Source organism: Kineococcus mangrovi (assembly GCF_041320705.1).
Lineage (GTDB): Bacteria > Actinomycetota > Actinomycetes > Actinomycetales > Kineococcaceae > Kineococcus > Kineococcus mangrovi.
Map to the genome: position 1 here is coordinate 12,727 of NZ_JBGGTQ010000009.1, position 11,801 is coordinate 24,527.

The following is an 11,801-nucleotide window of genomic DNA, read 5'->3' on the forward strand; positions in this document are numbered from 1 at the left end:
GGGTTCCTCCTCGCTGGTCGCAGGAACACCCCGGCCGGTCCGGGCGCGGCGGCGCGCGCCGGCACGGGGACTGCCCGGGGGTGTTGCTGCGGTCGCACCGTCGCGCGCACCCAGCGGTGCGCTCTCGTGGACGGCATCTCGGGAGCCGCACGGAGCTGTACGGCGTCGTCGCCACCGGGGAGTTCCAGCGGCGATCCTCGCGTCACCTTACGGTTCCCCCGCCCGGGTGCCAACCGTCGTCCGCGATCAGCGCGACGGACCGCCCGCGTCGTCCGTGCCGGGCAGGGCCGAGCGGGAACCCGCCTGGGCCGCCGGGACGACGCTGATCGCGCCGTTCGTCTCGAGCACGGCGGCGGCGACCAGTTCCAGGCCACCGATCCCCTCGCTGCGGACGGCGGCGTGCAGGCTGTCGAGGCTGACCCGTTGCCGCCGCAGGGCGTCGTGGAGGGGGACGCCGTCGCGCAGCAGGACGGTGGGGCGGGACGTGGCGGCCGCCCGCGCGGCGCGGCTGCGCGTCGTCGCCCAGGCCGCGAGCAGTTGCAGGACCGCCAGCAGGACCAGTGCCAGCGCACCCTCCGCGAGAGCGACCGATCCCGAGAGCAGCACGGTCGCGAGCGTGGAACCCAGGGCGACGGTGACGATGAAGTCGAAGGCGTTCAGCTGGCTCAGCGTGCGTTTGCCCGTGATGCGCAGGACGACGACGAGCCAGAGGTAGGCCGCCGTCCCCACCAGCAGCACGCGGAGCAGGCCGGTCCACCCGCCGAAGAACATCCCGTCCACGTCCGTCCTCCCTCTCCCGCCGAACCCGGTGACCGCTCGCCCCACCGTCTCACCGCGGCGGGGAGCGCGCCCGGGGCCGGGCCTGGCTGGTGGGTCCGTCCACCCGGGGCGACCATCGCTGCTCGTGGACGTCGTCGCTCTGCTCGCCCTGCTGGTCCTCGGCATCGTGGTGCTCACGCCCCTGGCGGCGCGCCTGGGGGTTCCCCAGCCGGTGGTGCTCACGGTCTACGGTCTGCTCCTCGCGCTGGTCCCCGCCGTCCCCGCACCGCGCATCCCCCCGGACGTGATCCTGCCGATCGTCCTGCCGCCGCTGCTGTTCGCCACCACGCAACGGGGTTCCCTGCGCGACCTGCGCCGCGACGCGCCCGCTGTCCTGACGCTGGCTGTGGGGTTGACCGCGGCGAGCGCCGCCGTGGTGGCGGTGGTGGCGCACCTGCTGGGGCTGCCCTGGGCGGTCGCCGTCGTGCTGGGCGCGATCGTCGCCCCGCCGGACCCCGTCGCGGCCACCGCCGTCGCGCGCAAGCTCCGGCTGCCCCCGCGCCTGGTGACGGTGCTGGAGGGGGAGGGGCAGTTCAACGACGCGACCGCCCTGACGCTGTACCAGGTCGCCCTCATCGCGGTGACCGCCGGTGGCATCGGCGTCGTCGAGGTCGGGTGGCGGTTGCTGCTGGAGGTGGCCGGGGGCGTGCTCATCGGCCTGGCGGGCGGGATCGCCGCGCGCTGGGCCCTGGCCCGGCTGCACGACGCGTCCGTCGAGACGACCGTCACCCTGGCGCTGCCGTTCGCGGTCTACCTGGCGGCCGACGAGGTGGAGGCGTCCGGGGTGCTCGCGGTGCTGGCCGCCGGGCTGTTCCTGCGGGCGCAGGGGCACAGCGCGACGACGTCGTCGGGGTGGCTGCTGGGCCGGGCGGTGTGGCGGTACGTGGACTTCGCCGTCACGGGTCTGCTGTTCGGCTTCCTGGGCCTGGAGCTGACGAACGCGCTGGAGGCCAGTTCCCGCCTCAGCAGCGGGCACTCGCTGGGCGTGGCGGCCGCGGTGGTGGGCTCGCTCGTCGTGGTGCGGTTCGCGGTGGTCCACGCCGCCTCCGCGGTGGCCGGACGACGGGCGCGTCGGCGCGGGTCGGCCACCCCGGCCGGGTGGCGGGAGGCGACGGTGGCGTCGTGGGCCGGCATGCGGGGCGTGGTCACCGTGGCGACGGCGCTGGCCCTGCCGTTCACGGCGCAGGGCGGGGACTTCCCCTACCGGGCGGAGGTGATCCTCGTCGCGCTGGTCGTCGTCATCGCCACGCTCGTGCTGCAGGGGCTCACGCTGGCCCCGCTCGTCCGGCGCCTCGGCGTCGCCCGGCCCGGCGACGCGGCCGCAGACGTCCGCGGCCTGCGGCGTGACGCGACCCGGGCCGCGCTGCGGGCCCTCGAAGGTGCCGGTGGGGTGTCGGCGCGGGCGCGGGAGACGGCGCTGGGGCGCTACCGGGCGCGCCTGGAGCACCAGAGCGCCCTGGTCGACCTCTTCGACGAGGGGGAGGACGACCCGGGAGCCGTCGACGAGGTGGGGCGCCTGTTCCTCGTCGGGGTCGACGCGGAGCGCGACACCGTCCTGGAGGCCCGGCGGACCGGTCGCGTCAGCCCCGACGCCGCCGACGAGGTCCTGCTCGACGTCGAGGCGCGGGCGGCCCGGTTCGAGTGATGCGCGGGGGGCCGGTCCCGCGGGTGGGCGCCCGACCCGCCCTCGTCCGCGGTGCGACCTCCTCGACCCCGGTGCACCCTGGGGCGTGCCCGCTCCCCGACACCGGTTCCCCGCCCGCCCGTCCACCTCCTCGCGCCGGCGGTGCCTGGCGGTGGCGCTCGTCCTCACCGCCGGGCTGTCGTCCGGGTGCTCGTTCACGGTCCGGGGCGACGACCCCGCACCGCGCCCGGCGACCGGCGCGTCCTCCGCCCCGGCCGGCACCACGACGGTCGACCTGCAGGTCCTGCAGCAGGGGTCGGCGACCCTGGCCCTCGTCCCCGTGACCATCGGGGGCGAGGGGCCGTTCCCGTTCGTCCTGGACACCGGGGCCTCGAGCTCGGCGGTCAACTCCGACCTCGCCCGGCAGCTCGGCCTGGAACCCACCGGTGGCAGCGCCGACGTCAGCGGGGTGACCGGCACCCAGCAGGTGCAGCTGGTCACCGTTCCGAGCTGGGCGGTGGGGGACGCGTCGCTGCCCGCGAGACCGGTCGGCGCCATCGACTTCCCCACCCCCGGAGGGGACGAGGGGGGCGGGACGTCCGAGATCGCCGGTCTCCTGGGGTCCGACGTGCTGAGCACCTTCGGCAGCATCACCGTGGACTACGCCGCGGGAGAGCTCCGCTTCACCCAGTGAAACCGTGGACCCGTGGACCCGTGGACCCGGTGCGCTGCGGCCGTGGTGCAGCGCCGGGGCCGGGCGCGTAGGGTCCGGCCCACGGCGTCGAACAGCGCAGCGCCGACGTTCCCGGGCGCGGGAGTTCCCGGTGGCCCCGACGTCCGTGCCGCCGCGGTGCCGGGAACACCGGTGGACCGCAGGAACACCGATCGGAGGAGAGCTGATGACCGACCAGCCGACCACCCTCGTCCGCCTGGACGACACCGGACGCACCGTCGCCGACCCCGCGGCGGACGTCCGCGGTCGCACCGTGCTCAACGCCGAGGGGGAGGACCTCGGGAAGGTCGACGACCTCCTCGTCGACCTCGAAGGGGGCTTCGCGGAGGGCCGGGAGACCGCGCAGGAGACCGCGCAGGACGACCCGCAGGACGACCCGCAGGACGGTGACGGGCCCGACGTGCAGGTCCGGATGCTGCGCGTCAAGCACGGCGGGCTCCTCGGCATCGGCGCGGAGGTGTTCTTCATCCCCGTCGACGCGGTCACCTCCGTCGACGAGGACGCGGTCCACGTCGACCTGACGCGCGAACGCGTCGAAGGTGCGCCGCAGTACGACCCCGAGATCGTCGACCAGTCCGCGTACTACCAGTCCCTGTACGGGTACTACGGCGTCACCCCGTGGGAACCGGGCTACGTGCGGCCGACCTGGCCCGTCCTGTGAGGACCCCGGTGCGCGGCGGGTCCCGGCGACGGTTCCCCCGCGAGGGGGTCGCGTCCTGCGGTCAGGGGTAGGGGAGGCCCGCGGGTACCCCGTGGCCGTCCACGAGGTGCTGCCCTCCTCGACCCCCTGCGACCTGCTGGCCGGCAACGGCGTCTCGCGGCACGACCTGGCGGCCGAGGCGGTGCCTCGTGCGGCGGAGAACGGGTGGGACGGGCCCGCGGACCGGTTGCGGGAGGAGTTCGCGCAGGAGCGCGACGGCACCCGCGAACGGCCGCGGCGCGACGGGGAGGACCCCGAGGGGATCACCGGCTGGCGGTGGTCCTCGGAGCGTGAGCCCGTTCCGGGCGGGACGGCGGCCGCGACGTGAACCAGGACGATCCCGGCCAGCCGCGCGGCCGGACCGGCTCCGAGGCCCGGACCGCGCGGTCCCCGCTGCGGTTGCGGCTCGTGCTCGCCGCGTTCGGCCTGGTCGTGTGCACCGCCTTCGCCGTCGTCTGGTTCACGGCCGACGAGCCGCCGGGCGGGAGCCGGGCACCGGGCTGGTTCCTCGCCGCCCTCGCCGTCCTGGCCGTCGTCGACCTCGTCGTCGTCGGGGTGAGGGTGCGACGACGCCACCGGTGACACCCCCGGTGAGGCCGGTGGCGCAGGGCGGCGCGGGCGACGTCGTCAGCGGTCCTGCGGGTGGGCGCGGACGGCCAGGACGGCGCAGTCGTCGTCGGGTTCGGTCCCGACGAGTTCGCGGACCAGGTGGTCCAGCAGGTCCTCCAGGGTGACCGCGCCGCCGGCGTGGCCGGCGTTCAGGACCCGCTGGAGGTCCTCCAGCCCGTCGGTCAGCGACCGGCCGCGGTGCTCGATGAGCCCGTCGGTGTACAGCAGCAGCGTCGAGCCCGGTGGCAGCGCGGTCTCGTGGTCGCTGCGCGGGGTGCTCGCCAGCAACCCGATGAGCAGCTCGGGGGTGGAGTCCAGCACCCGGGTGCTGCCGTCGGCCAGGAGCAGCACCGGGGGCGGGTGCCCGGCGTTGGTCCACCGCAACCGGCGCAGACCGGCCTCGGCGTCGGCGTCGGTCTGCTCGATGCGGGCCAGGACGAGCGTGGCCAGGGTGTCCACGCCCAGACCCGTCACGGCGCGGTCCAGGCGGCTCACCAGGGCGCCCGGCGCCTCGTCGCGGTCGTAGGTGAACGCTCGCAGCAGCCCGCGGACCTGCCCCATGCCGGCGGCGGCGGTCATGTCGTGGCCGGTGACGTCCCCGATGACGAGGGTGGTGGCCCCGTCGGGGGTGACGACGGCGTCGTACCAGTCGCCCCCGACCCTCTCGCCGCTGGCGGCGGGGACGTACCGGGCACGGACCTCCAGGCTGTCGGGTTCGGGCAGCCGGGTCAGCATCGAGCGCTGCAGCGTCTCGGCGCTGGAGCGCAGCCGGGCGGCGTACTGCACCCGGGCCAGGGTCTGGGCGGTGTAGTCGGCCAGGGACAGCCACAGCGCCCGGTCGGCCTGGTCGGCGGTGTCGCGGGGGTCCGGCCAGACCAGGACGAGGGCCCCGGAGGTCTCCCGGTGCGGCCCCGGGGTGCCGGACAGCAGCGGCAGGATCACGACGGCGCCGGGGAAGTCCCAGGCGCCCTGGCTGGTCAGGTGCGGGTCGGTGGCGAGCACGGCGTCGCGGTCGTCGCAGAAGAAGGCCGTCCCCTCGGCCACGGCGCGGGCGGCGGGGGCGGTGGGGGCGCGCAGGTCGAAGGACTCCCAGGCCGGGTCGGTGCCCGGGGGGAAGGTGGACATGTCCACGTACCGGGCCCGGTGGTGCTCCACCTCGTGCAGCAGCAACCCGAAGTGGTCCACGCCCAGCTGCCGGCGCAGCAGGTCGGCGAGGATGTCGGAGACGTCCTGGACGGTCTCGGCGCGGGACAGGCCGCGGGACAGGCTCAGCAGCAGCCGGCTGCGGTTCTGCACGGCGCGGGTGGCGGCCAGGGTCACGGCCATCTGCTGCTCGGCCGAGACCGCGCGGCTGGTCAGGACCCGGGAGCGCAGCTCGGCGGCCGCCGCCGCAGCCAGGTCGGTGACCAGTTCACGGTCGCGCTCGTCCCAGTGCCGGGCGTCGGTGTCCAGGACGCACAGGACGCCCCACACCACCGTCGGTCCCCCGTCCCCGGGCGCCCGTCCGCCGCGGGGGGCGCCGCGGTCCGGGGCGGGGCCGGTGAGGTCGTGGATCTCCGGCAGGTCCAGCACGACCTGCACGTCCCGCAGGACCGCGTCCTCCCCGGCCCCCGGGTCGGCGGGGTCGGCGGTGTCGGCGGGGCCCTCGTCGAACAGGCGCGTGAAGTCGTGCGTGAAGCGCAGCGGGGCGGCGATCCAGGACCGCACCCCGAACGCCTCGACGGCCTGGGCGTACTGCGGGGCGCGGGGGTCGTCGGCGACGTCGTCGACGACGACGAGACCGGTGCCGTCGTCACCGTCAGCGCCGCCGGTGGCGAAGCGGCACAGGGACTCACCCCACCGCATCGTCCGCTCGCGCTGCCACGGGTCCGGCATCCCGGCGGCCCCGGGCAGGACGACCCGGTCCGTCTCGTCCAGCAGGGACAGCACCGCCATCGGCGCGCGCAGGGTGCGGGCGGCCAGGGAGGCGAAGCGGTCCAGCAGCGCATCGGGTTCGGGCGGCAGCATCACCGCGGCCGGCCACCTCACGAACGGTCCCCCCGACTCCGGGTGCCTGCACCGGGTGTCCAGGTCGCCAGGCGCCATGATGCACGACCGCGCGCCCCGCGAGGGGGACGGGGAACCTCAGGAGGCGCCGCGGCTGCGCGCGCTCACCTCGGTCCCCGGCTGCAGGAGCGGGGCGAGCCGGTCCCAGCGCGCGATCTGGCAGCCGTCGTTGCGCGCGTACCGCGCCTGCACCTGCTCACCGCCCCACGTGCCGGTCACCGTGGCGGTCTGGGCGCCGCCGTAGATCTGGGTGCACGCCATGTCCTTCGGGACGGGCGCCCAGGGGGCCTTGGCCGCGGCGACGGCCTCGCACGCGTTCTGCGCGTCGGGGTGGTCCCCGCCGGCCGTGCCGTCGGCCGAGCACGTCAGGGTCCACGTGCGCTGGTTCCCCGCCCCGTCGTCGACGACGACCGTCAGCTCACCCCCGGACGTCGCCGGGACGTCGCCGGTGGGGGTGGTGCCGGAGGGGGTGCTGCTGCTGGACGTGGGGCTGCTGCTCGTCACGGGCGCTCCTGCCTGCTGCTCACCGCAGCCCGCGAGCAGACCGAACCCCACCGCCAGGAAGGCGGCGGCGCCGGTGCGGGCGCTGCGCTGGACGGTCCTGCGTACGGTCACAGGAGTACGACGCCGCCGGCCGCGCGACGGTTCCCGCCGGCTCGACGCGGGACGGGTGACAGGGCGACTGACCTCGCGTTACGGTGGAGATTTCTCTCGAGGCGAGTTCTCCCCGTGCCACCACGGACATCGTCCCGCGACGCCCTCCGTGATCGCAACGTTGTTGTCGTGCAGCGGTTCCGGCAGAATCGACGGTCGATCCGATGGAGGAACCGTGTCCGAGCACGCCCCGGACGAGGTGCTGACCGCCGAGCAGCGGCACCTCGACCACGCCCGCGCCGAACTCGCCCGCATGCGGGCCCACACCCTGTCCCTCGTCGACTCCCTGGCCCCCGGTCACGCCGGGGACGCCGGCGCCGACGAGGCCCTCGGCTGGACGCTGCACCGCCGCGCCGCCAGCCTCGTCGACGACCCGTCCACCACGTTGTTCTTCGGCCGCACCGACCACGACGACGGCCAGAGCCTGCACATCGGCCGCCGCCACGTCACCGACTCCGCCGGGGACCCGGTCGTCGTCGACTGGCGCGCGGACGTCTCCCGCGGGTTCTACCGCGCGACCCGCGAGGACCGCGACGGGGTGCGGTTGCGCCGCCGCTTCGGGGTGGAGCGGGGACGCCTGACGGCCTACGAGGACGAGCACCTCACGGACGCCGGCGGAGCGGACACCTCCTCGGCCATCCTGGCCCGGGAGATCGAACGTCCGCGCTCGGGTCCCATGCGCGACATCGTCGCCACCATCCAGCCCGAGCAGGACGCCCTCGTGCGGGCCGACGCCCGGACCACCGTCTGCGTCCAGGGCGCCCCGGGCACCGGGAAGACGGCCGTCGGCCTGCACCGCGCCGCCTGGCTGCTGTACGCGCACCGGGAACGCCTGACCCGGCAGGGGGTCCTCGTCATCGGCCCCAACCGCGCCTTCCTGCAGCACATCTCGGCGGTGCTGCCGGCCCTCGGCGAGGTCGAGGTCGAGCAGCGCACGGTCGACGAGCTCCTCACCGCGGCCGTCGAGGGGCGCGGGGAGGTCCGTGTCCGCGGCGTCGAACCGCCGGAGGTGGCGACCCTCAAGGGCGACGGGCGGATGGCCGAGGTCGTCCGCCGTGCCGTGTGGGCGGCGGTCGGGGACCCGGCGCAGGTGCTGGACTCGGGCGCCGTCGTCGTCACGCGGGGTTCGCGGCGCTGGCGCGTCCCCGGATACCTCGTCCGCGACCTCCTCGAGGAGCTGACCACGCGCGGGATCCGCTACGAGGCGGCCCGGAACCTGCTGCCGCAGCGCCTCGCGCACGCCGTCCTGCAACTGCTGGAGGCGTCCGGGGACTCCCCGGACGACGTCGTGCAGGACGCCGTCGCCCGCAGCGCCGAGGTCCGCCGGGCGGTCAAGGCGCTCATGCCCGCGCAGGACCCGGCGAAGGTGCTGCACCGGTTGCTGTCCGACGCCGGGTTCCTGCGCGGTTGTTCCGAGGGGGTCCTCACCGCCGCCGAACGCGAACTGCTGGTCTGGCCCGCACCGCCGCGCACCGCGGGGTCGGCGCGGTGGAGCGCGGCCGACGCGGTGCTGCTCGACGAGGTCCGCGACCAGTTGCAGCGCACGCCCTCGCGTGCGCACGTCGTCCTCGACGAGGCGCAGGACCTGTCCGCCCTGCAGCTGCGGGCGGTCGGCCGGCGGTGCAGCACGGGGGCCGCCACGGTGCTCGGGGACATCGCGCAGGGGACGACGCCGTGGTCGGCGCGCAGCTGGGACGACGTCCTGGCCCACCTCGGCAAACCCGACGGGGAGATCGAGGTCCTCGACCGGGGTTTCCGCGTCCCGGCGGCCGTCATCGACTACGCGGCGAGGTTGCTGCCCAGCATCGCCCCGCAGCTCACCGTCCCGCGGTCCGTGCGGACCGATCCCGGTCTGCTGCAGGTGCTGCGCGTCGAGGACCCCGTCGCCCGCGCGGCGCGGACGGCGCGTGAGCTCGCGGAGCTCGAGGGTTCCGTCGGGATCGTGGTCGCGACCGCCTCGGTCGAGGACGCCGCCCGGGAACTGTCGGCGCAGGGGGTGGAGTTCTCCCGGCTCGACGACCCCGAACCCGACCAGCAGCGGGTCTCCCTCGTGCCCGCCGGGCTGGTCAAGGGGCTGGAGTTCGACCGGGTCGTCGTCGTGGAACCCGCGGCTGTCGTCGCCGGGGAACCCGACGAGCGCACGGGGTTGCGTCGGCTCTACGTCAGCCTGACCCGCGCGGTGAGCGCGATGGTCGTGCTGCACCGCGAGGACCTGCCCGCCGAACTGGTGTGAGGGGGTTCAGTGCTCGAACAGGGCGCTGACCGACTCCCCCTCGTGGATGCGCCGGATCGCGGCCGCGAGCGCCGGGGCGACGGAGATGACGGACAACCCCTCGCGCGGTCCGCCGCGCAGGGGGACGGTGTCGGTGCAGACGACCTCGTCGATGTCGGGGTGGGCCAGCAGCCGGTCGAGGGCGTCTCCGGCGAAGATCCCGTGGGTGCAGACGACGCGGACGCTGCGGGCCCGCAGTTCGCGCAACCGGTCGGTGAGCTCGAACACGGTGCTGCCCTTGGCGATCTCGTCGTCGAGCACGATGACGTCCTTGCCGGTGACGTCGCCGATGACGTTCGCGATGACGACCCGGTCGTCGGGGAACCGCTGCTTGGCGCCGGTGGCGATGCCGCAGCCGAGCATCCGCGCGAACGCGGCGGCGGGTTTGGCGTTGCCGAGGTCGGGGGAGACGACGACGGCGTCGGACAGGTCCTCGCCCTCGAAGTGCGTCGCGAGCTGCTTGAGGGCGTGCAGGTGGTCGACGGGGACGCGGAAGAACCCGTGCACCTGCGGGGAGTGCAGCGTCATGACGAGGACGTGGTCGGCGCCGGCGGTCTCGAGGAGGTCGGCGACGAGGCGGCCGCCGATGGAGATGCGGCCGGTGTCCTTCTTGTCCGAGCGCGCGTAGGAGTAGTGCGGCACGACGGCGGTCACGCGCGCGGCGGAGGCGTGCTTGGCGGCGTCGAGCATGAGCAGGAGCTCGACGAGCGCCTCCTGCACGGGCGGGACGAGGGGCTGGACGACGTAGACGTCGCGCTGGCGGCAGTTGGCCTGCAACTGCACCTCGAGGCAGTCGTTGGAGAAGCGGCTGACGCGGGTGGGGGACAGCTCGACCCCCATCTCCGCGGCGACCGCGGCGGCCAGGTCGGGGTGGGCGGATCCGCTGAACACGGCAATCTCTCGCGGGGTGGCTGGCACGGGGCGCCACGCTAGCGGGACGGGTCGCCGGTGCGGGTCGTACGCTCGGTGCCATGAGCGAGTCCCGGACCTTCGACGTCGACGGCGTGCCCACGACCGCGGTGGCCGACCTGCCCGGGGACGCGACGGTGCTCGACGTCCGCGAGGACGACGAGTGGGCCGCCGGCCACATCGACGGCGCCGTGCACGTCCCGATGGGGCAGGTGCCCCAGCGCCTGGAGGAGTTGCCGCAGGGGCGGCTGCACGTCGTGTGCCGTGCCGGGGGCCGGTCGCAGCGCACGGCGGAGTGGCTGCAGCGCAACGGTTACGACGTGGTGAACGTCGAGGGTGGGATGACGGCGTGGGCCGAGGCGGGCCGGGGGATGGTCTCGGAGTCCGGCCAGGAGCCGTTCGTCCGCTGAGTCCGGGCCCGGCGCCCGGCCCGCACCGTCAGGACACCTTCGCCGGGCGGGCCCGGTACCCCTCCACGGTGAGCATGGGGGGCCGCTCGTCGAGGGTGAGGACGTGGGTGACGGGGGCGTAGTGCCCGTACCCGTCCCGGGCGAACTGCGTCATCGCGGGGGGCCGGCCCAGGGTCTCGCCGGCGGCGCGCTGGTGCACGACGTGCGTGATCTCCGCGGCCATCCGCCCCAGCGCCGCGGTGTCCTGGTGGCTGTGCCCGCGCCGGCCGAGGTCGACCTGGGCGATGGCCTGCAGGCCCTTCAGCTCCAGGGTGTCGATGAGCATGGCGATCTCCACGCCGTACCCGCCGCAGAACGGGATCGCCTCCAGCAGCCGGCGGCGGGCGGCGTACTCCCCGGCCAGCGGTTGCACGAGCCCGGCGAGGTCGGGGTAGAAGCGGCTGATGAGGGGCCGCGCGACGAGCTCGGTGACGCGCCCGCCCGAGGCGTTGCCGGCGCCCTGCAGCGGCCGGTCGTAGCAGCCCTTGACGAGCTCGACGCCGGGGTCGGTGAGCAGGGGACCGAGCAGGCCCGTCACGAGCTGCGGCTGGGGGTCGACGAGGTCGGCGTCGACGAAGACGACGACGTCGCCGGTGGTGACCGCCAGCGACTTCCACAGCACCTCGCCCTTGCCCGGCCGGGACCCCGTCTCGGGCAGGACGTCGTCGCGGTGGTGGACGGTGGCGCCGGCGGCGGCGGCGACCCGGGCGGTGCCGTCGGTGGAGCCGGAGTCCATGACGACGACCTCGTCGACGAGGCCGGTGGCGTCGGCCAGGCGCCGGACCATGGTCACGACCCCGCCGACCGTGGCCTCCTCGTCGAGGGCGGGCAGGACGACGCTGACCCGGGTCCCGGCCTTCTGGCGGCGCAGCCGCTCCAGGGGCCAGTCCCGCGCGCGGGACGTGGACCTGCCGAACCAGGCCTGCACGGGCAGCTTCACGGGGTCCTCCGTCACCTCGACACCGGCTCGGTCCTCGGCTCACCGT

The 11,801-nt window shown here is 75.4% G+C and carries 12 protein-coding genes; 7 read left to right on the forward strand and 5 right to left on the reverse strand.

The genetic code is table 11. From position 1 onward, the window contains the following. Window positions 1-246: 246 nt before the first annotated feature. The gene (locus AB2L28_RS17220; RefSeq protein WP_370720411.1) at window positions 247-771 is read right to left on the reverse strand and encodes a DUF421 domain-containing protein; all 525 of its coding nucleotides are present in this window, start codon (window positions 769-771) and stop codon (window positions 247-249) included. Window positions 772-904: 133 nt separating this feature from the next. Here AB2L28_RS17220 and AB2L28_RS17225 point away from each other — a divergent pair, with 133 nt between their 5' ends. The 5 genes from AB2L28_RS17225 (at window position 905) to AB2L28_RS17245 (ending at window position 4,458) form a co-directional block, all read left to right on the forward strand. Further along, window positions 905-2,464 (forward strand): cation:proton antiporter, encoded by a 1,560-nt coding sequence (locus AB2L28_RS17225; RefSeq protein WP_370720219.1) that lies wholly within the window; start codon window positions 905-907, stop codon window positions 2,462-2,464. Window positions 2,465-2,549: 85 nt separating this feature from the next. After that, entirely contained in the window at window positions 2,550-3,137 is a 588-nt protein-coding gene (locus tag AB2L28_RS17230; RefSeq protein WP_370720220.1) for a retropepsin-like aspartic protease family protein, read from the forward strand. A 205-nt stretch (window positions 3,138-3,342) separates the two neighbouring features. Further along, entirely contained in the window at window positions 3,343-3,837 is a 495-nt protein-coding gene (locus AB2L28_RS17235; protein ID WP_370720221.1) for a PRC-barrel domain-containing protein, read from the forward strand. 91 nt (window positions 3,838-3,928) lie between these two features. Continuing rightward, window positions 3,929-4,204 carry a phosphoketolase family protein gene (locus AB2L28_RS17240; RefSeq protein WP_370720222.1) on the forward strand — a complete coding sequence of 92 codons (276 nt, stop codon included), beginning with the start codon at window positions 3,929-3,931 and terminating at the stop codon, window positions 4,202-4,204. Next, window positions 4,201-4,458: a DUF6343 family protein gene (locus tag AB2L28_RS17245; protein ID WP_370720223.1), complete on the forward strand. Its 258-nt coding sequence runs from the start codon at window positions 4,201-4,203 to the stop codon at window positions 4,456-4,458. Before AB2L28_RS17240 ends, AB2L28_RS17245 begins: the two co-directional genes overlap by 4 nt. Before the next feature lie 45 nt (window positions 4,459-4,503). On the opposite strand, the gene AB2L28_RS17250 is transcribed toward AB2L28_RS17245, so the two are convergent. Together AB2L28_RS17250 and AB2L28_RS17255 are read right to left on the reverse strand one after the other, a co-directional pair. Beyond that, the gene (locus AB2L28_RS17250; protein WP_370720224.1) at window positions 4,504-6,513 is read right to left on the reverse strand and encodes a PP2C family protein-serine/threonine phosphatase; all 2,010 of its coding nucleotides are present in this window, start codon (window positions 6,511-6,513) and stop codon (window positions 4,504-4,506) included. A 96-nt stretch (window positions 6,514-6,609) separates the two neighbouring features. Then, window positions 6,610-7,146, reverse strand: a complete 537-nt coding sequence (locus AB2L28_RS17255; RefSeq protein ID WP_370720225.1) for an SSI family serine proteinase inhibitor — start codon at window positions 7,144-7,146, stop codon at window positions 6,610-6,612. 214 nt (window positions 7,147-7,360) lie between these two features. On the opposite strand from AB2L28_RS17255, the gene AB2L28_RS17260 reads away from it, so the two are divergent. Continuing rightward, on the forward strand, window positions 7,361-9,418 hold the full coding sequence (locus AB2L28_RS17260; RefSeq protein ID WP_370720226.1) for a HelD family protein: 2,058 nt from the start codon (window positions 7,361-7,363) through the stop codon (window positions 9,416-9,418). A 6-nt stretch (window positions 9,419-9,424) separates the two neighbouring features. On the opposite strand, the gene AB2L28_RS17265 is transcribed toward AB2L28_RS17260, so the two are convergent. Next, the gene (locus AB2L28_RS17265; protein WP_370720227.1) at window positions 9,425-10,348 is read right to left on the reverse strand and encodes a ribose-phosphate diphosphokinase; all 924 of its coding nucleotides are present in this window, start codon (window positions 10,346-10,348) and stop codon (window positions 9,425-9,427) included. 80 nt (window positions 10,349-10,428) lie between these two features. On the opposite strand from AB2L28_RS17265, the gene AB2L28_RS17270 reads away from it, so the two are divergent. Continuing rightward, window positions 10,429-10,776 carry a rhodanese-like domain-containing protein gene (locus AB2L28_RS17270; protein WP_370720228.1) on the forward strand — a complete coding sequence of 116 codons (348 nt, stop codon included), beginning with the start codon at window positions 10,429-10,431 and terminating at the stop codon, window positions 10,774-10,776. A gap of 28 nt (window positions 10,777-10,804) precedes the next feature. Here the strand turns inward: AB2L28_RS17270 and AB2L28_RS17275 are convergent, their stop codons facing one another. Beyond that, window positions 10,805-11,755, reverse strand: a complete 951-nt coding sequence (locus AB2L28_RS17275) for a glucosyl-3-phosphoglycerate synthase (RefSeq protein WP_370720412.1) — start codon at window positions 11,753-11,755, stop codon at window positions 10,805-10,807. Between the last annotated feature and the right edge of the window lie 46 nt (window positions 11,756-11,801).